Genomic DNA, 19178 nt, shown 5'->3' with positions numbered 1-19178 from the left:
GGAATGTCTGCATGAATATTGAATCGATCATTAACGCATTAAATCAAGTGCGGGAACAAAAACCACTCGTGGTGAACATCACCAACTATGTTGTGATGAATAATACGGCCAACGGATTGCTGGCCCTTGGCGCGTCGCCAATCATGGCTCACTCACAACAAGAAATGGCCGAGATGATGTCATTTTGTGGCGCGCTCGTGATCAACATTGGCACACTAGACAGCCAATGGATCCCTCGTATGCGCTTTGCCATCGAGCAAGCCAATGTCAATCATCGACCAGTGATACTTGACCCCGTTGGTTGCGGTGCCAGCGCACTTCGCACCGAGACAGCACGAGAGTTTGCTCAGCTTGCTAACCAGCTTATTATTCGCGCCAATGCTTCAGAAGTGATTGCTCTTGCGGGAGAAATGTCGAAAAGCAAAGGCGTTGATGCACTCGACAGTAGTGAGGCCGCGCTGGATGCCGCTCGTCATTTGATGACGACGTATCAAGCCAATGTGGTCATTTCAGGTGCGACAGATTATATCGTCACACCATCACACACCATCTCGCTCAACAATGGCGATGCCATGATGCCTCACGTGACGGGGATGGGGTGTACACTTAGCGCGCTCACTGGTGCATTTGCTGCTGTTGGTGAAATGAGTGGAGCTGCCGCCGCTGCAGTGCTAGGCGTTGCCGGTGAAATCGCGGCTGAGCAATCGCAAGGACCAGGCTCATTGCAAATGCATCTACTTGATGCGCTGTATCAGTTAAATGCTGAAACACTCGCAGCGCGACTCGCTATGGTGGTGACCCCCTAATGTCACACTTAAATCACGCGCCTAATCCCTATTTACTCTATTTGGTTACCGACGACAAACAAGACCTAGATACCTTGGTTAACGTGGTTCGTCAAGCTGTTGCTGGTGGAGTGACTATGGTTCAAGTGCGCGAAAAACATGGCGATGTTCGAGAGTTTATGGCTCGAGCCTTTGCAGTGAAAAAAGCACTTGAAGGGACTCATGTCCCTTTAATCATCAATGACCGAGTGGATGTTGCGCTTGCGGTCGACGCAGACGGTGTCCATCTCGGTCAAACGGATATGCCTGCTGCCGTGGCAAGACAGCTCATCGGTAATGAAAAACTGCTTGGACTCTCGATTGAAAATCATCAACAGTTACAAGAGTGCGCCAATTTGCCTATCGACTATATTGGGCTCAGCGCTATCTATCCAACCGCAACCAAAACCGACACGCAAACCTATTGGGGTCTGAATGGATTGCGCTATGCGTTAGACCACTGCACGCTACCAATTGTTGCCATCGGTGGGATTGACAGCAGTAATGTACCGTCAATTTGTGAAACAGGGGTTGATGGCCTTGCCATTGTATCCGCTATTTCTCACGCCAAGGATCCTCAAAAGGCAGCGCACGATTTGCGCCAACTTATCGCTCAGCATCACGGTAAACGTTGATATCAACCAGCCCTAATTGATGCCAAACAAAGCCTCAATTAGGGTATCCTCGTCTTACTTAAAATTGGTAAATCACACAAGATCACGCAACAAAATCTCCAACTGCTCACTTGCCTCTGCGATAAGATGATTCAACTCGACGGCGTCTTTTGACGACAAAGTGTATTGCCATGGATTACTGTGATCCGTCCCCAATAGCACCGTTTTATTTTGGCCGACATCAAAACGGATATTGTCAAATTCAGTCACATGGTGCACTTGCGTCTCACAAACCTTTAAATCCAACTTCCCCGTTGGATTAACCTCAATGTGAATATGCATTAAAGATGTGTCTGCCAAAACGTAATCCCTGTGTACCGATATCATTTAAACCTCCTCATCCATTGACCATCCTTTTTAGGTTAGACGCAACAACCGAGTTTATGTCGTTCAGGATTAAATTCTTGCGTTTTATTTCCATGCACTATAATCAACAGTGTGCGTATACCCAAGTAACCTCAAGATGCGTGGGTATATCAATACTCGCTACGGTTTAATGCCGTCGATACAATCCATCGCTATCTACATGGAGTCTCTTGTGATAAAAGGACGTGCAACAGAATTAAAAGTCCTCATTATTGATGATTCAAGACCTGCCGCGGTGTTAGTAAGACAGCAGTTAGTCAGCATGGGCCTACACCGGGATAATGTCTATTCCGTCGTTCGCTATGAAGATGCGTTACCTTTACTCGATAAGTATTTCTTCCATCTACTGATCATCGACTACCATCTCGAACAGGCGCTAAATGGCTTTGAATTGGTTTCAGTACTGCATCAAAATCGACGATTAAATGACAAAGTTGGTATTTTGATTATATCGGGTGACGCAACACAACAAACCGTATTAACCGCGTTGTCAGGTAAGGTCAAACACTTTATTTCAAAGCCAATTAAAACGCGCCATCTTGAAGAAAAAATCGATCAAATTCTTGGCGAAATCGAACTCAAAGAAGCGCTCGGCCCGCTACTGCCAATCGAGCGCTTTGACATATTAAAGCAAGCACTAAATCAACCTGTTCATCCGCGCTTTGCAATTGCCCATGAAGCCCTGATCCTTGATGATTTAATGAGTAATGCGAATGTATTGCTCCTTAAAGAAGCATTAACCCAGTCGCAGACGAGCAACCATGCAACAAAAGCGATTGCGCAAGCGGTCGTGCTCCAGCATCACGGGGAAGTTGGTTCTGCGATTGAATTACTGCATCAATTCTTAATTGAGAATCCACTATCGATTCGCATACTCGACCAGCTCAGCTTGCTTTATCAAGAAAATCACAACCATCCAATGGCATTAAAATGGGCTATAAAAGCGTTTGAACTCACACCGAGTATCAGTAAACGCGCCATTCGCGCCAGCTTTCTTGCCGCTCAACTCAAACAAAAAGAAACGCTAGTCAAAATTGGCTATACCTTTGCTGGCCATATATCACTAGCAGATCAAAATTGGCTTAATGCGGTGCTCAGTTATCTTAACGATCTCGGTTCAGTCTATACCGCAACAGATCAAAACAAATCAAAAAAACTGCTTTTAAAACATACTAGCAACTTTGCTCAAGTCGCATTACGACGATTAACCCCTCAACGTATTGCTCAGCTCAATGCCGCAGTGACGCTATTTCAAACCCATATTCTGCTGCATGAACAAAATCCGTTTCTCGCTCACCAGAAACTGTTTAAGAGCCTCTCTTTTTTTTATCAAGATATTTTCGCTTGTCCCTCGCTGCTACTCGAGCAGTACATAAACAGTTTTCTCTATTTCGGCGAGTTCCATATGCACAAGGAACTGCAGCAAATAAACCAGCAACATCAGTCCACTAAGTGTGCTCAAGCAGAGTTTGTCAACGATGCAGTAACACCCCCCAATGACATTCACGATCTAGAGGTTCATCTACAGCAATACCCTTATTCAGCCGAAGCAAAGATGCATTACATGCACCGCGCACAGAACAAGTTGAAAAACAACAAACAAACTCATCAATATCGCGATGAACTCAATCAATTGCACCTTCCTCCTAATTGGGGAAGATGGTTGAAAATACACCAACACCGGGCGCCTCTCACTGCGCCGCCAACAGCATTTAGTATCTCAACACCAGCGGAGCCACTATGATTGATTTTGATGTTATGAACAGCTATCTAGATAATGATCAAGAGGTCATTTTTGCCGTACTATCGGCATACCAAGAAGATCACTTTGATTCCGTGAATGAAATCCGCCAAGCTATCGCCAACAAAAACTGGCAAGAACTGCACCACTTAGTGCATACATTAAAAGGGATCTTGGCAAGTTTAGGGGAGGAAATCGCCGTTCCTGTGCTAGAAAGAATGGAGCAAGGTGCGGCTCAAGCCCAGGCACCCGATGCTGACGATGTGACATTAGTGCTCAAAGAAATCGCTTTGATTAACCAACAGATCGAAGAAGCCTTACTTGCTCATTCAGAGTAAGCCTCGCGGGTTATTCACGATTGCAAAAGCGGTCATCGAATAAGACCCCATGAGCACAATTCATGGGGTAAATACATCCATGCATACAGCCAACTTATACCCAAACAACTTGAAGAGGCAGGTAAGCGACCAGCAAACAAAGCCTCTGAGCACTTAGTGGACACTTCATGAACATAGATAAACTATGTGGTGAGGTTTGTAAGTGCCCGTCCCTATCTCGTTAACAAAAAGCGCTGCAACTTCAAGTAGGACGGGTATATCTGCATTGCCACCATTAGGATGGCAGCGTCGCTGACATCTGTTCCAACTTCTGTTCTAACGCCTTTGCACTTAAAATCCAATTTCGCATCGCTTGAGGCGACATCACTGAAGCGTCTCCCAAAGCTTTATCATCAACATGCGCCAATTCTGGCGGTAACACATCAATAATCAATTCAAGATCGTGGTGAGATTCAATTTCACTGTAAAAAACCGCGGCCATTTCTTGATTATATTCAACACCTCGCGCCTGAGCGGACTTAATCAGACCATCAAGCAAAACATACCAAGTGGTCATTGGACCTTGTACGATTGACGCCGACTCGGCAGCTGAGTCAATAAACGCAAAAGGCACGGTAGTAAAGGTATACTCTTCAGCCATAGCGGCAAAAATCCAATCGGTATCGAATGAAAAGTCATACACTGTTGGTGCTTGTAAAATGGATTCCAATGCTTTTCGGCTATAAAGTTTAAAAGCCGCTTGCGTGTCCTTGATCCCTTGCTCAAAGATGGCATGGCCAATCATGCGTTGCATGTGGCGCAAACTTTTAATACCGACGCCCCAACGCGCTTCTTGCTTGACCAAAATTGACAGTGGATCCTTACGATTACCCAATACAACTTCAGCGCCTTCGTGAACATAAGGTGCCAGCAATAACCCTATTTGGCCTAAATGAACAGAGCTATCCGCATCAGTATAAATAACCGCGTCAGCATGACGCTCTAACGCACGCTCGCACCCCAATATAATCGCACCACCTTTGCGCGAATCATCCGCAGATTCTAGATTGCGCAGTGGACCAGATTGAGCTGGCAATGCAGCCGCAAGTTCCAGTATTTCAACGCGTACCGATACTGAGCTTGGATATTCTTGCAAAATCTCTCGCGCTAATTGCGCACTACCGTGTGGGCAACCATCATCAACCGCAATCAACTGCCAATTCACATTGGTGCCTTTAGTGATCCATTGCAACTGCTCAATCTTAACGCGAAGCGCATCTTCGCCGTTAAGATTGGTTGCTGACTTAGGCAGTAAGCGGTTATGTTCCCCCCACATAGCGTAAACCACAGCAACGTTAACCGGTTCGGTCAACCGAGTGAGCATTCGGCGGGATTCAACCAATTTTACAGCTAAACGAAATTCGATAGGCGCGTTGTGAACAGTTGCAGCTTGCTGCAATTGCGCCACGCTTACTGATGTCAGCTTCAATAACTCGTCGGCTAAAAACAGTAAGCGCCGCTGATGAGAATGATCGGTTAAGTCAAAATGCTGATGAGAACTGTTTAGAAGATTAAGAAAATTGCCTGTTGACGTATGAAGTGCCATACCACCACCTTGCTATTTTGTTTTCGCTATAGAAAGTTACTAAAAAAAGCTTAGTATCAAACCAGTTGCATAACAAAGTGATGGCAGCATTAAATTTAAAAATGACAACGCTTACGAGCAGTGAAACGAAAATTGCGATATTCCGCAACATGCTGCTGTAAATTTCTCTGATCGTACAAACCCGCCCAATTCGAGATGTTAGGGTGAGTCGCCCATACATTAGCCATCACACGCAATCTTGAGCTACTTACTTTTGGAATGGGATCGTAAGGGCTATCATCAAATTTCATTACCGAACGTCCATCAATGAACCATTCAATAGCTTTCGGCCCCCAATCAATCGCATAGTGATGAAATGCTTGTGATGCGTCAAAATCTAAAAACACTAACGTTTCATGACTGTTTGCATAAGCATCGTCGTCAGTCCAAAAATTCAACTGGACCATATTGGTATTTGAACCAAGAAATTCAATATCGATTTCATTATGAATACCGTTTCCATTCTTGGGTTTATCATACGGTCCGGCAAACAGAAAAAAAGAAGTTACGACGCCCGGCGCTCGCACAGGTTTCATTTCAATTTCATAGCACCCATAACCGTAGAAACCGTGTGTTCGATATTCTCCCCCGACAAGATCAATTGCGTCTCCCTGCTGGAAACGTTCGTTATTACTGATCTGATGACCATCCGGTCCAAGAGATATTGCCAATCCATGCTCAGAGAAGGAGATGGACTCTGCGCTCCAGCGGTTTAAAAATGGAAACCCATTGGCCCAGCCATCCGCAATCCACCAGTTTTCACTGTCTAATTTGGTCAACGGATCGGCAAAGCTTTTTGCATCTACTCCCATCGCAGGCATAAGTCCTAAAATGACACTAAAACCCGCCAAGGGTAAACCCCGTAAGACGAATCTTTCGGCAACATGTTTATCACAACCTAACATAAATCAATCCCAATGCAGTAAATTACGTTATACCCTTCCCTCATGAAGTTGCAGCGTTGTTGACCGGCACTGACAAACCTTATGACATAGTTTACCTATGTTCCCAAAGTGCTCAGAGGCTTGTTCAGCGGTCATTTATCTACAGCTTCAAGTTGTATACTCAAGTACAAGCATAATCTGCTAAAGATAATTTGCGTTTTTATACGCAACGAATCACCCATTTATCACACTCGTTCGTCGTTCAACCTCAGTCTTTGTTGGTTGTTCTTAATCAATTTCTACAACGGGGCTGAAAGAGCGTTTTTGCCGCGCGTCTACGTTAGGTGTGTCATCGGGGGCTAAATTGGCTCGATATCGCTGCGTTACCGGATGGCTCGATGGAGCTGGGGCTTCAAGTGACGATGAAGCATCTATTGGCTCAAGTTCTGCTCGTGAACTAGGCACATCTGCGACTGCCGGCTGTGCTAGCACGTCATCAACGATGATTTCTTCAATCTCATTTTTGACCTGAATGACCATTGGCCTTTCGATAGGTGTGACTACAATCACCTCACTATCATCAAGCTCGGTTGATGTTGTCGAGTCTTGCGTTGATGGTACCTGCTTGCTCTTTGTCTTATGATCCGCTGACTTAAGTTCTTTTGATTTCGTTTCGAGCGCTGAAACCTGCACGTTTCGATTTTCAACCGATAGACTTTCTTCGCCATTTGCATTCTCTTGAGAGAGCATATGCTGTTTCAGGGCTGGCACATTTTTTACTACATGGGAACTCAATGGGACTGTGCGGAGTACTTGTGCCGCTGGCCCAATTGGCGGTGCGCGAGTCCCATCATTATCGATTCGACCATGGGTGAACGTCCTTTGCACTATTGGATCCGCTGAACGAGTCGATGTTATTTGTTTCACATTTTGGCGCGCCTTGCGCGAAGGCACTGCATCATTGTTCGGCACATCAATCAGATTATTATTTTCTGTTTGTGCACCGAGCTCATTTTCTGACGTCACCACACTCAACTCGTTTGGAGTGCTAGGATCGACAATGAGCAAATCTTGATTAAGGCTAAAAGTTCTCGGTTTTGTCGCACCTTGCTGAATATTACTTTTGATATCGTTTGCAGGTTGAGTTGGAGTTGCTGAGAATGTCTTTATACTCTCGGATTGCAGTGCTTTAACGACATTAGGCTGATTCGTGACGGTTTTACGTATACCAAGTTCACGACTTGGATGATTAAATTCAAATAAGTGAAGCTGATAACGCCAAATATCAACCAGTGTCATCAATTGTTCTTGTATATTCGCGTCCACAAACGGTTGAAGCCAATCTGCGCCCTCAATTGATTCCGGAGCATGATACCGTTGATATTCTTGATAGATTTTCGCTTGCGTTTCATCCCATGACGTATCACCGAGCAAAAAATAACGTTGGCTATTTTCCCAATATTGGTATGCTGCGGAGTCCAAAGCCTTTTCTGCAGACATCGCCGCAAGTGCTTCAGCTAATCCCGCAAGTTGCCACATCTGCTGACTGCCAATGGTCTTCTCGGAGCTTAACACGCGCTTTGCTTGCCAATGAAAACTGGTCGCCGCCTGCGCGTACCGAGCTTGACTCACAAAAAGTGTTGGTGAGCCGAAAAGCTCGAGTGCGAATGGGGATAACGCATTTGCAACCACAGGAAACAAAAACACGAGCAAAGTCAGCCATCTCATCGAAATGTCTCCACTAAACAGTGTCCAGGGTGTTCGAAACGAGATTGAAAACGAACATCTCGATAAGCTCGAGAGTCTCTTCCTTTATGCAACTTGCCGTTCGCTTTGTACAAAAGTGCTTCCAGTACACCAGCATTTGTCTTTAGCGTTAAACTTTTTTCATAAGCTCCCGTGAGTTCATAACGTCCCTCATACCAACCGCGCTCAGGATCATACAGCTCCTTGACCAGTGTCATTAATCGCTTGGTATAATCGGTTCGCCATAGAGCCCACATCTGAAAAGCCACCCGAGTTGAAACGAGCGCTAGGTGATCATGAGAGCTACCATCATCGGCCAGCGTTATCCACGGCGTGCCTAAGCCATAAATGGCATCATAAACAAAGAAGGGATCTTTTGACGTAATGTGTTCGCCACGAGCGGTATAAATTCGGTCTTGTTCCCAACGCTGCTCTTGGACTTGATAAACCGCATCGGCCATCGCAGAGAGGTTATGGTTCGTGTGCGTGGCATCCGTAGAATAGGGGTCACGTAGATAGTCCCAGTTGAACTCTAAACCCAAACGCAAATAGGGTGTTGAGTAAACCGGTCGGAGCATTTCATAAACTCGAGGATCGCGCCCATCAAAAATGATGTCCACACCGTAAATGGTTGCAACATTGTAAGGCTCCAGATTCATGGCTTTTATTGGTGCAATTTGCCAATCAATATAACCATAGGAAGTGTACTCTTCGACGCCTAAGCGCCCTTCCTTGTATCTCTGAACAACACCATTTTCTATTCGCGCGCCATACAACTCACCTTCTTGGCTGATAAGTTCGCAGAAATTCCAGCGCAATACCGCCTTATCGATATATTCTGAGAACTCGGGCGAATGCTGACGCACAATAGAAAGGGCTATTAATAAACGTCCCACTGCCAATGAAGACCAACCGATATCATCTGGCTGATTAGCAAAATTGACCTTGTCGCCACTTTCAGTGTTATACACTTTATTTGGCGCTTGATCTTGACTCAATGACATTTCATTAAGAAATGTCAGCACTAACGTCAATCGTTCGTCATATTGTTTATTAGTAATAAATTCGAACTGTTTCGCTGCCAAAAGTGACACCAAATAATCCGCTAATCCATCCATATCCGTAGTTGGTAGATTATCGATTCCATTCACTAATCCCGTAGCTGTTTGCGTATTATTTTCGACGTATTTCCAGGCAATAGTCGCCCAGGCAAGTTCCTCTTCCGTTAACTCACCATAACGACCTTGTCGAATCATTTGAGATTGGCTAATGGTGTCTAATCCACTATTAATCCCGCGATATACTACACCACAAGCAGATACCATGAAGGTCAGTGCTAATACTACGAAACACCTTAGCATTCACTAACCTTTATTTCACGTACTTAACTTTCTTACGTGGCAGGCATTGTCCTTCGTATCCAAAAGGCGATTCGAGTGCTTTTTCCCACAAGCTGGGAGCTACGTCATCTTTATACTTAAGCAATTTCCCTTGTGCTTTATAAAGTAAAATTTCGAGCGTGATACCATTATTATTGGATGTAAAAGTATTAATAATCCCAGTACCATTTTCAAAAATCCCTTCATAAAATCCTTTTTCTCTGTCGTAGGCTGTTGAAACATGATCAAAAAGCAAATCGGTATAAGGTGTATCCCAAAGCACCCACATCCCCATAGCGCCTTTTATTGCAACCGCAGAAAATTGAGGTAAGAATTCACCGACTTCAGAGATGGTATTCCATGCAAAACCATCAGTATAGATAGTGTCATATACAAAGTATGGTGCTCCAGCGAGCTGATGCTCAGTACGTGCCGTAATAATCCCTGTTTGGCGATAGCGCTCCTCTTGCACTCGGTAAATCTGTAAGGCAAATTCTGCTATCCAATCGTGAGAGTATCGTTCATCATGAGGAGAGCGGTCGCTGACCAGATCCCATCCCATCTCAATACCATCTAAGACGTAACTTTCTGTCACAACATAACTGTGTGCTTTTAATTTTCTTGGATCGCGAGTGTCATAAGGCACATCATAACCATACAGATTTATCGTGGCATAAGGCTCTGGCATTGCGGCTTGCTCAGTATTAAAACCCCACAGTTCAAATCCTTTCGCGGCATACTCTTCGTAACCTAAACGACCCTCCTGTAAATATTGAACTTCCTTGCCTTCTTCGAGCAATGCCCCAAACATAGTGCCGTTTTCATCAACGACTTTACAGAAATTCCAGCGCAACACTGCGTTGTCAATACTGGTGGCAAACTCAGGATACCGGTGCTTAATGATATAAAGCCAAATCATTAATCGTCCCAAATCTAACGCGGAATATCCGATTTCACCAGGTTGGTTTCCGTAATCCACTTTTGCTGCCGTTTGAGTGTTGTAGGCTTTATTGGGCAGTTCGTGCTTGAACAAATCAAGCTGATTTAGCGTGGTTAGAAATCGCACCAAACGTTTATCAAACGTCTCTTTCTCGATAATGCCCAGTTCGTAAGCACTTACCATACCCGCTAGATAGGAAGCGGCATCCCACCACGTTACCGATGGGTAGTTATTTACCGCATTCACTAACCCAGTTGACTCTTGATAGTTGTTTTCAAAGTATTTCCACGCAATACGAGCCATCTCCATTTCATGTTCTGTCAATGGCCCTTGGCGTGGTTTTGGTGTATTCCAATGGTTTTTGCGTTCAACGACATCATCCGTAAAATGGTTGTATTTATTGCCACAACCTGTCACCGCTAATGCGATAAGGCCAACACATATTGCACGCATAGCTATTCCTTTTAAGTTATTATTTCTCACCAACGCTGAGCAATGGACCATTTTCAATATAGGCTAATGATTCCAAAACAATTCCATTTGTATTCGCTGTGATTGCTTTGTTAATTCTTCCGTCAGACTCGTAACGACCGGAATACCACCCTTTTTCTTCTGAAAACAGCGTTGAAGCCTCATCAATTAAAAGATCGGTATATTTAGCATCATAAAGGGCATACCACCCAAAAGCGGCTTTGGTAGACAATGTTTTTAAATGAGACTGATCTTTGCCATCATCAGAAATCGCATTCCATTTTTTCCCATCGGAAAATACCGTGTTGTAAACAAAATAAGGAGCCTGATCGACATTATCCTCGCTGACTGCGGTTAAGATCCCTAAATCTTCAAACCGTCTTTCTTGAGCTTGATAAACTCGGTGGGCAAACACTTTTGATACGGTATCTGAGCCAAACTCAATACCATCAAGTATGTAAGACTCACTAACAACATAGTTATGAGCGTGATATTTAGCAGGATCGCGACGATCGGTTGGAATATCAATATCGTAAACACTGACAAGCTCTAAATAGTCGATATATTTCATTGAATTAAACACATCTCGCCCCATCAGTGCTAACGACTTTGAAGCATATTCTTCGTAACCAATACGACCTTCTTGCACCAATTCCATCTCCTCACCATTCGAGGCCGGGCGCGCGCCATATAAATAGCCATCAATGATCATGGCACTGACTTGCCAATGATTTAGCACATCATTGACTTGGCGATTAAACTCAGGGTATTGCCAGATGAGAATATTAAGTGGAACGAGAATTCGGCCAATATCAATCGCCGACCAACCAATACCATTTTCTTTTGGGCTATTGGTGTAGTCCACCATTTCCAACGTTCGAGTGTTATAAGCTTTATTAGGCAGCTTACCATCAACTAAAGGTAATCTTGCCAAGGTTGTGAGAGCTTTCTCCATCCGTTGCTTGAATATATCCGTCGTGATTACGTTGACTTTCTCTGCTGCAATCAACCCCATCAAATACGATGCTGTATCCCACATGGTGGTCGACGGGTAGCCGTCCACCGAGTTAACTAACCCTGTATTTTCCTGGTAGTTATTTTCAAAATATTGCCAAGCGACATTCGCCCATTCATATTCTTCGGTGGTTAATATTCGGCTTGACTTAAAAGGGATATCTTCAGGAACATCAAACGTAATATTCCCTAATACACGCCCAGACTCTCGACTTTCGATGCTGAACGCTATCACCAGTGCTGTTGCTAGCCCCAAGATAAAAACCAAATGGTGACGTGCATTTACGAACGATTTTTTAAACGCCATACTTCAACTCCTCTGAAGAGCGATTTTCTTCTTGTTCCTTATTGGTTGTCGGTGGCTGCCAAAATGCGGCTGCCATCATGCCCCACATTGCGAACATGTTATTCATTATCCAAAACGTATTTAAGACTAATCCGCCAAATGAATAATCTCCCCAAAGACCAGTCATGTGGCCACTCCATGCAAATATCAAGGCAAATAAACTAAGGAAAAAAACACTTGCTTGGGGGATCACCAGCTTAAAAAAGTTACCAGTTTGCCGCTCCTTTGGTGTGGTAGGGAAACTGATTTTTCTTCCACGTAAAACCGTCCATAATGCGCGTAAATTAACTGGAAAAAATGCGAGAAAATTAGTTTTTCCTTTGTAACCATCAACACCCCAAGTACCCACCATCATTGCTAGCTCAGCAGTCAAAACAAAAGGAAGAAAATGCATATAAAAATTAACATCATAAGCATCTACTGGCGCGATTGATGACAAAAAGTAAATAATCGGGCAAGCAAGAAAGATAATGTTCCAAATGGCTGACAAATTTGACCAAAAACTCGCGCCATACATTAATTTCTGCTTTAGTGTTAGTCCCTTACGAAACACCGGATTATCGTTCATAAAAATATCAATCGAACCTCCGGAATATTTAAAGCGCTGTACTGTCCAAGTTTGCAAATCTTGAGGAGATAACATTTTACTTTCAACGCGAGGATGCATCACGGACCGCCAATTTCTTTCACGGTCTGAATGCAGCACAATTGAGGTATATAAATCCTCTGAAACATGAAACTTATATGGCGTAAATTCTGTATCAAACAAGATTTCATTCCGCAAATTTTCCGAGATGCTGTCATCGACCTTGCTCTCTTTGGTTAATCTGCGAATTTGCTTTTCAACTTCATCTTGTTCTTTGGTAATTTGCTCAGCATAAGCACGTAACGCCGCTTCCATTACCGCTTCACGACGATGAATCGAACCTGCACCACAACAAAAAGAAGCATTTGCACCATTGCGGCGGCGCTGAATAATGTCGTAAAACATTTGCGGGTCGTTCACAAAAGGATCATCACCAAGAGTAACGGGGCCATATACCGCTTCTATACCACGGCCAATAAATCGCGACCAACGTCCTAACTTCCGCGACAAAAACTCAGGCAAGCGCTCCCCTTCGGGAACATCAAAAAACCATTGTGGCGTTTGCACCCACGCCACTGTCGGATCTCGAAAATAGCCCAAGGTATTTTCTAAAATCGTAGGAAATGGCCTCGTGTCGGCATCACAAATCACGACAAAGTCACCGCTGGTTCGCTCAATGGCGTTACGCAAATTGCCTGCCTTAAAACCGATATTGCTTTCTCGAGTGATGTAACCAACATTCATTGCGCTGGCCATCGCTTCCATTTCAGGTCGGCGACCATCATCCAGGATGAAGATATTTATCTCAACATCATGAGGGTAGGTGATTTTTTGCGCATCTAAAATGCTCAATTTGACCAGCTCTGGTTCTTCATCATAGCTAGGGAAAAAGACATCAACGCTCAGAGGACGATCATCCATCTCATCGTTGGTACACTCGGCCATTCGGTAGGGTGGCGTTCGAATTGGCTCATCGTCAGTGCGCCAGAGATTATAGGTAAATAACATTGAACCGATGAACGCGCAGGATTCTGCAAAAGCCAATGGCAACGAAAACCAAAGCGCGTCGTAGTTTAACGCAAACATCCAGCGCCAGCCTAAATACCAGATCCCTAAAGTTAAATTACATGTTGCTAAATATTGATATAGCAACTCTCTTGAAATGCTATGTGGAACTGGCTCTGGCGGAAGCCGATGCTCAAATGCTTTAAAATAATTATCCATTTAACGGTTTCCATAACAAGTAAAACCAAACAACCTGGAGTTGCTGGCAGGCGGCAAGCGAACAAAGCCTCTGAGAACTTCGTAAACATAGATAAACCATGTAATAAGGTTTGTAAGAGCCAGACCCGTAATTTCTAAAAAATCAATGCTGATTCAAGTGGATATACACAATCAACCTAAGGTTAAAATTAGATGACAATTCCACTCTCTTTCTAAGTCTAAAAATCTATAATTCATGATTTTTAAACACCCATCTAAAATTCAGCGCCAGATAAAAAAACACTTCATGCAAGATAAATACATTAATGTTTAAAAATTCCCAGATAAAAACCAAAATATTAATATATAAATATCAAGGCCATATTATTGACAAAAAACATTAATGAAAAATAAAGTAGATAGCCATCCTTATATACCTAAACAGCTTGGCGTTGCAGGTCGATGGCAAACGAACGAAGCCTCTGAGCATAGACCGTCTATGTAATGAGGTTCGAAAGTGCAAGCCAAAAATGCTGCAACTTAAAATAGGACAGGTATACGTCATGTTATTCTCACTAGCGCATAACTTACTAAAAATAAAATGACCATAATTTGGTATCAAATTGAATGCGACAGTACTTCTATATCGTCTTCACTTAACTCTTTTACCATTAAAAATTGATTTCTTGCATTTTCTTTACCCAGAGCAATACGATCCATTAAGCTTGATACAATCAAGAACCCTCTACCTGACGTTGTCCAAGTACTTTCATCATTTGGATCTGCTTCAATAAAATCGTTAGCTAATGCAGCTTCTAATTGCGCCTGCGTCATTGCACTACCGCTATCTTCAATTTCTAGGTGCAACTCTGGTAAGGGTGTTCCCTGAATAAAATGGCATCGGACGGTAATCGGCAGATTTTCTACTTCGTCATATGCATGAATGTAGGCATTATTGACCATTTCAACGATACATAATTCGAGTTGAGTTGCCAGCCCTGCTGAAAGTCCAATTTCACTCCAAAATGCGTTAGTCGCATCCGCCGCAAAACGTGATGCATCCAACGAGCTAGGAAAGACTTTTTCAAACTTCACGTCAAATAGAGGTTGCATTGATTTCTCCTCTCTAGCCTTAAAGGGTATTAAAGACGTCAGATACTCGTCCACTCACTTTCCCAGAGCGCAAATGGCTCCAAGCAACATCTTCACACGGTTTCCCATCATGCTCGATACAGTGGTGACCAAATATAGTTCGAGATTTGACGTGTGAGTTTTCATGAATTCGCACATAGTCAAAAATTAAAGACTCTTCCACGGTACAGCCTTTATCAAGTTGACAGTTCGCTCCAACCAAAGCAGGTCCAATCAGCGTCGCATTGTCATCAATTTGACAACCACTACTGATAACGACGGGAGGTTTAATATTGCACTTATCAAGATCAATGGATGAATTAATCCCTACCCAGATACCGGCTCGCACTTGCACACCGGGAATTCGATAACCAGGAACTTTTCCCTCAAGGATTTCGCGAGTCACACTCCAAATATCGGTAACATTACCAACATCCAGCCATTGGAATTTCATGTCAACGGCATAGAATGGAATGCCAAGGTCCACTAATTTCGGAAAAAGCTGACTTCCTATATCATATTGTTTATCTGCGGGAATATAGTCGAATATCGCGGGCTCAAAAATATAAATTCCCGTATTAATTTTGGTCGATAATGCTTCTTCACGAGTGGGTTTTTCCTGAAAGCTGCGCACACAGCCACGCTCATCAGTTACAACGACGCCGTACTTTTCCACCTCTTCAGGTAACACGTTTTTCGTAATAATAGTGGCAATACCACCATTTTTTTTATGCTTTCTTACCGCTTCGGTAAGGTCAAGATCAATCCAAGCATCACCACAAACCACAACAAAGGTTTCATCAAAAAAACCAGAAAATTGTTGAATTTTTTTCATTCCCCCCGCAGAGCCCAGCGCTTTACTTTGATATACGCCATCAACTAATGCGCCTTCATAGGAGTATGAGAGTTGAACATCAAAATGATGTCCATCGCCAAAGTACCCCTCAATAACTTCCGCAAGATGACTTGTATTAATGACAATTTTATTGATATTGTGCTGAGCAAACAGTTCTATCGTCGATTCCATTACTGGTTTGCCCAATATAGGAATCATAGGTTTGGGTATCGATTGCGTAATAGGCCGTACACGGGTCCCTTTACCTGCGGCTAAAATCATTCCCTTCATCGTTTTTCCCCCATCAAACTGGTGTTGTTATCGCAGCTTCAACGCTCGGATAGGTTTTGATTAATCTATCCATACGAGTCAGCTTAAACAGATCAACAACGGGCTGTTGCGGGTTCGCTACTGCTACTTCTTTATTTTTTAGTAGTTTATAAACACCCATCAACGATCCAAGACCACTGCTATCCATAAATTTCACATTAGCCAAATCCAGCACAACTTTGTCGCTCAGCTGTGGAATTAACGCTTCAATTTGAGCTCGAAACGCTGGTGCTAACTTAGCGTCAAAGCGCTGCTCGTTTATTTGTAAAATTGTGCAGTTGCTTTGTTGACTAATTTCATATTGCATTCTGTCTCTCCTTTAACTGGGCCCTTCCATTCAGCCACTAAAACACTCACATCATCTTCAAATGATTCTGATCGTTGCCAAGTCCGTACTTTTTCCACCAGCAGCTCTGTCTGACGCTGAGTTGGGTAAACATAAAGTTGCTCTATCGCCTTTCTTAAGCCATTTTCGGTGAATTGGTCGGCGCCATTCTCAGCTTCAGTAATTCCATCGGAATAAAACCAAACTTTATCTTCCGGCTCGAGCTGAATAGTAGAGGTTTGATAATCAACCCCTTCAAATACGCCGACAACGAAGTTATCGTGGCCAATAAGTTCAGCGTTTCTCTGCTGCCCGTGGTACCAAACCAAAGGAGGATGGCCAGCACAGCAATAGGACATCATTCCGGTTTCAACATTGAGGACTGCGTATATCATAGTGAAATAGAGCACGTTGTTATCACCACTCATATAGAGTTCATTGAGCTTGGATACCACCTCTTGTGGCGTACAGATCTCTCGCCCCGCAGGGCCGTTCTTAACCACAATGGACGAGCTGGAATTCATCACAGACAACGTGGTTTGAACTGAGAAAGACATGAGCGCCGAAGAAACACCATGGCCGGCAACGTCGAAGAGGTAAAACGCCACATGTTTTGAATCAAGCTGCATATAACCAAGCATGTCACCACCAACCTGCGCGCTCGGTATGGAAATGTAACTCAGCTCAACACTAGAAAATGACCGTTTTTTGGGCAAAATGTGCTGTATAAATTCGCCAGCAGATTCAAGGTCGCGTCGAATGGTTTTATATGCAGAATCCAACTGCTCGTTTTTATCGATTAAATCATTTTGCAAAGCGAGTGTGCGAAACCCGGCACGGATCCTCGCGTCCAGCTCGTCCACCGAGGTTTTCTTATCAACAAAATCATCCGCACCAGCATCAATCCCTTCAACAATCGATTGCTGATCATTTTTTGATGAAAGAAGAACAAAGAAAATATAGCGGTTGTAATCTTGTGATTTCAGCTGAGCACACAGCTCGATCCCGCTCATTTTTGGCATCATCCAATCACTTAGCACAAATTGAATTGAGTCATTGGCCTCTAACGTGACTAATGCCTCTTGTCCACTCAATGCGGTATGTACATGGTAGCCACGCTTTTTCAGCACAGAACTCATGTAAATTAAGACTGTGCGACTGTCATCAACCAACAAAATTTCTTTCATTGCCATCCCTAACCAGACTGACCTGCCAGCAAGTTTATTGTTGCCTGCGCTATTGACTCGTTAATTATTTGTTAAGTAAGTCAAATTTTGGCACACACAGACATTCACCACTCTAATAAGTTTAGGTTAGGATCAATTGGTTGCAATGCAAATAATTTCTTATTGTTTCATGAAGATCAGAGTCGAGGTGTGCGCTAGATGGGGATATGGAGATGTCATAATTGGTATTTGTTGCTTAGCATGCTAGCGCCCAGCACGCTCGCAAACGAATACCTCGCTCAATCTGCACAATACGCTGCAAAAGAGCAGTCAACTGAATTCACCAATGTTTCAGGGCTATTTCAACCAGAGCAAGCGCCAAACGATACAACAGATCAAGCGGATGAAATATGGCAAGGTGTTAGCAGTTCATTTGAGTTTTCTTTTGATGATCTTGGCGAAGGCACCTTCCTAGATAGGCTGAGTGGTAACATTGGCTACCATCATCCACTGCTTCGAACCGAAGATGCGAATACTTCAGATGCCGCAACACAAGGACGTACCAATCATAATAGTACGGGGACTCTTTCCCTCAAATATTCTATTGTGAGCAGTTGGTTTGTTTCGGCCACCTTCTACTACTACTTTGATAAAGCTCAGCAGCAGCCTTGGAATCCCGATTTTACTTATGTTTTCGGCTACAGTGATTGGCGCCCTTACACACTAAGCCTAGTTTATTCCAACTATGGTGGAAACCGATTCAGTCCAACAGGCGAAGAAAAATACACCGAGTTTGATCAAGGAACGTGGGCTCTTGGGTGGAAATTTCCAATCACAGCGCCAGTTATTGACTGGCTACGTTTTAATGATAAGGGCGCTATTGGTTGCCAAGTCGATTATAACTACACCAAAGAGTATTTCGATCTTGCATCGATCTCGTACAAAAATAATCATCAAACACTGAGCCTAGGCTGTAAATATACCCTTGTTGGCAACTGGTATGTCAACGGAACTGCCTTTTACTATTTTGATCGCTCACAGCAGCAGCCTTGGAATCCAGATTTTACCTACGGGTTTGGCTATTTTGATTGGCGTCCTGGCACCATTACTTTGCAATATAACAACTATTCTGGGAATCGATGGAAATCATCTACCCGTGGCGCCGATACAGGGCGCTTCAAAGATGGTTCAATTACCCTGGCTTATAGTTTTTCTTTCTAAAACAAAATCGCCCTTACACTTTGTTAATTAAGTG

At 43.6% G+C, this 19178-nt stretch carries 17 protein-coding genes; 5 read left to right on the top strand and 12 right to left on the bottom strand.

Going from position 1 to position 19178, the window contains the following annotated elements; genetic code table 11:
• The first annotated feature begins 11 nt into the window (after positions 1-11).
• Positions 12-806: a hydroxyethylthiazole kinase gene (gene thiM / locus HGP28_RS03965; RefSeq protein WP_168835161.1), complete on the top strand. Its 795-nt coding sequence runs from the start codon at positions 12-14 to the stop codon at positions 804-806.
• Positions 806-1459 carry a thiamine phosphate synthase gene (gene thiE, locus HGP28_RS03960; protein ID WP_168835160.1) on the top strand — a complete coding sequence of 218 codons (654 nt, stop codon included), beginning with the start codon at positions 806-808 and terminating at the stop codon, positions 1457-1459. The genes thiM and thiE overlap by 1 nt, the downstream gene beginning before the upstream one ends.
• A gap of 72 nt (positions 1460-1531) precedes the next feature.
• Here thiE and HGP28_RS03955 read toward each other — a convergent pair whose 3' ends face one another.
• Positions 1532-1825: a hypothetical protein gene (locus tag HGP28_RS03955; RefSeq protein ID WP_168835159.1), complete on the bottom strand. Its 294-nt coding sequence runs from the start codon at positions 1823-1825 to the stop codon at positions 1532-1534.
• Between the two features lie 136 nt (positions 1826-1961).
• On the opposite strand from HGP28_RS03955, the gene HGP28_RS03950 reads away from it, so the two are divergent.
• Positions 1962-3608 carry a response regulator gene (locus tag HGP28_RS03950; RefSeq protein WP_168835158.1) on the top strand — a complete coding sequence of 549 codons (1647 nt, stop codon included), beginning with the start codon at positions 1962-1964 and terminating at the stop codon, positions 3606-3608.
• On the top strand, positions 3605-3943 hold the full coding sequence (locus tag HGP28_RS03945) for an Hpt domain-containing protein (RefSeq protein ID WP_168835157.1): 339 nt from the start codon (positions 3605-3607) through the stop codon (positions 3941-3943). Before HGP28_RS03950 ends, HGP28_RS03945 begins: the two co-directional genes overlap by 4 nt.
• A 274-nt stretch (positions 3944-4217) precedes the next feature.
• Here HGP28_RS03945 and HGP28_RS03940 read toward each other — a convergent pair whose 3' ends face one another.
• From HGP28_RS03940 to HGP28_RS03890, 11 genes are all read right to left on the bottom strand, one after another.
• Positions 4218-5528 carry a glycosyltransferase family 2 protein gene (locus HGP28_RS03940; protein ID WP_168835156.1) on the bottom strand — a complete coding sequence of 437 codons (1311 nt, stop codon included), beginning with the start codon at positions 5526-5528 and terminating at the stop codon, positions 4218-4220.
• Between the two features lie 95 nt (positions 5529-5623).
• The gene (locus tag HGP28_RS03935; protein ID WP_246225546.1) at positions 5624-6472 is read right to left on the bottom strand and encodes a family 16 glycosylhydrolase; all 849 of its coding nucleotides are present in this window, start codon (positions 6470-6472) and stop codon (positions 5624-5626) included.
• A 267-nt stretch (positions 6473-6739) separates the two neighbouring features.
• Positions 6740-8179 (bottom strand): hypothetical protein, encoded by a 1440-nt coding sequence (locus HGP28_RS03930; RefSeq protein WP_168835155.1) that lies wholly within the window; start codon positions 8177-8179, stop codon positions 6740-6742.
• Positions 8176-9558 carry a DUF3131 domain-containing protein gene (locus HGP28_RS03925; protein ID WP_168835154.1) on the bottom strand — a complete coding sequence of 461 codons (1383 nt, stop codon included), beginning with the start codon at positions 9556-9558 and terminating at the stop codon, positions 8176-8178. Before HGP28_RS03925 ends, HGP28_RS03930 begins: the two co-directional genes overlap by 4 nt.
• A gap of 10 nt (positions 9559-9568) precedes the next feature.
• Positions 9569-10969: a DUF3131 domain-containing protein gene (locus HGP28_RS03920; protein ID WP_168835153.1), complete on the bottom strand. Its 1401-nt coding sequence runs from the start codon at positions 10967-10969 to the stop codon at positions 9569-9571.
• Positions 10970-10988: 19 nt separating this feature from the next.
• Complete coding sequence (locus HGP28_RS03915; protein WP_168835152.1) at positions 10989-12308, bottom strand: DUF3131 domain-containing protein; 1320 nt, start codon at positions 12306-12308, stop codon at positions 10989-10991.
• Positions 12298-14157 carry a glycosyltransferase family 2 protein gene (locus tag HGP28_RS03910; RefSeq protein ID WP_168835151.1) on the bottom strand — a complete coding sequence of 620 codons (1860 nt, stop codon included), beginning with the start codon at positions 14155-14157 and terminating at the stop codon, positions 12298-12300. The genes HGP28_RS03915 and HGP28_RS03910 overlap by 11 nt, the downstream gene beginning before the upstream one ends.
• Positions 14158-14754: 597 nt before the next feature.
• Entirely contained in the window at positions 14755-15249 is a 495-nt protein-coding gene (locus HGP28_RS03905) for an ATP-binding protein (protein WP_168835150.1), read from the bottom strand.
• Positions 15250-15268: 19 nt separating this feature from the next.
• Complete coding sequence (locus HGP28_RS03900; protein WP_168835149.1) at positions 15269-16393, bottom strand: nucleotidyltransferase family protein; 1125 nt, start codon at positions 16391-16393, stop codon at positions 15269-15271.
• 13 nt (positions 16394-16406) lie between these two features.
• Positions 16407-16739, bottom strand: coding sequence for an STAS domain-containing protein (locus HGP28_RS03895; RefSeq protein WP_168835148.1), 333 nt, complete (start codon positions 16737-16739; stop codon positions 16407-16409).
• Positions 16691-17944, bottom strand: a complete 1254-nt coding sequence (locus HGP28_RS03890; RefSeq protein ID WP_168835147.1) for a SpoIIE family protein phosphatase — start codon at positions 17942-17944, stop codon at positions 16691-16693. The genes HGP28_RS03895 and HGP28_RS03890 overlap by 49 nt, the downstream gene beginning before the upstream one ends.
• Positions 17945-18142: 198 nt before the next feature.
• On the opposite strand from HGP28_RS03890, the gene HGP28_RS03885 reads away from it, so the two are divergent.
• Positions 18143-19144, top strand: a complete 1002-nt coding sequence (locus tag HGP28_RS03885; protein ID WP_168835146.1) for a hypothetical protein — start codon at positions 18143-18145, stop codon at positions 19142-19144.
• Positions 19145-19178 lie beyond the last annotated feature (34 nt).

The organism is Vibrio agarilyticus (assembly GCF_012641465.1).
GTDB lineage: Bacteria > Pseudomonadota > Gammaproteobacteria > Enterobacterales > Vibrionaceae > Vibrio > Vibrio agarilyticus.
The sequence above is the reverse complement of the archived record's forward strand: the minus strand, read 5'-3'. Positions and strand labels throughout refer to the sequence as shown.

What these genes read in the sequence shown, in the direction of transcription:
- HGP28_RS03955 (WP_168835159.1), bottom strand. Translation starts at nt 1,825, where the DNA reads ATGATATCGGTACACAGGGATTACGTTTTGGCAGACACATCTTTAATG.
- HGP28_RS03900 (WP_168835149.1), bottom strand. Translation starts at nt 16,393, where the DNA reads ATGAAGGGAATGATTTTAGCCGCAGGTAAAGGGACCCGTGTACGGCCT.
- HGP28_RS03915 (WP_168835152.1), bottom strand. Translation starts at nt 12,308, where the DNA reads ATGGCGTTTAAAAAATCGTTCGTAAATGCACGTCACCATTTGGTTTTT.
- thiE (WP_168835160.1), top strand. Translation starts at nt 806, where the DNA reads ATGTCACACTTAAATCACGCGCCTAATCCCTATTTACTCTATTTGGTT.
- HGP28_RS03930 (WP_168835155.1), bottom strand. Translation starts at nt 8,179, where the DNA reads ATGAGATGGCTGACTTTGCTCGTGTTTTTGTTTCCTGTGGTTGCAAAT.
- HGP28_RS03925 (WP_168835154.1), bottom strand. Translation starts at nt 9,558, where the DNA reads ATGCTAAGGTGTTTCGTAGTATTAGCACTGACCTTCATGGTATCTGCT.
- HGP28_RS03920 (WP_168835153.1), bottom strand. Translation starts at nt 10,969, where the DNA reads ATGCGTGCAATATGTGTTGGCCTTATCGCATTAGCGGTGACAGGTTGT.
- HGP28_RS03950 (WP_168835158.1), top strand. Translation starts at nt 1,962, where the DNA reads ATGCGTGGGTATATCAATACTCGCTACGGTTTAATGCCGTCGATACAA.
- HGP28_RS03890 (WP_168835147.1), bottom strand. Translation starts at nt 17,944, where the DNA reads ATGAAAGAAATTTTGTTGGTTGATGACAGTCGCACAGTCTTAATTTAC.
- HGP28_RS03935 (WP_246225546.1), bottom strand. Translation starts at nt 6,472, where the DNA reads ATGTTAGGTTGTGATAAACATGTTGCCGAAAGATTCGTCTTACGGGGT.
- thiM (WP_168835161.1), top strand. Translation starts at nt 12, where the DNA reads ATGAATATTGAATCGATCATTAACGCATTAAATCAAGTGCGGGAACAA.
- HGP28_RS03905 (WP_168835150.1), bottom strand. Translation starts at nt 15,249, where the DNA reads ATGCAACCTCTATTTGACGTGAAGTTTGAAAAAGTCTTTCCTAGCTCG.
- HGP28_RS03910 (WP_168835151.1), bottom strand. Translation starts at nt 14,157, where the DNA reads ATGGATAATTATTTTAAAGCATTTGAGCATCGGCTTCCGCCAGAGCCA.
- HGP28_RS03895 (WP_168835148.1), bottom strand. Translation starts at nt 16,739, where the DNA reads ATGCAATATGAAATTAGTCAACAAAGCAACTGCACAATTTTACAAATA.
- HGP28_RS03940 (WP_168835156.1), bottom strand. Translation starts at nt 5,528, where the DNA reads ATGGCACTTCATACGTCAACAGGCAATTTTCTTAATCTTCTAAACAGT.
- HGP28_RS03945 (WP_168835157.1), top strand. Translation starts at nt 3,605, where the DNA reads ATGATTGATTTTGATGTTATGAACAGCTATCTAGATAATGATCAAGAG.
- HGP28_RS03885 (WP_168835146.1), top strand. Translation starts at nt 18,143, where the DNA reads ATGGGGATATGGAGATGTCATAATTGGTATTTGTTGCTTAGCATGCTA.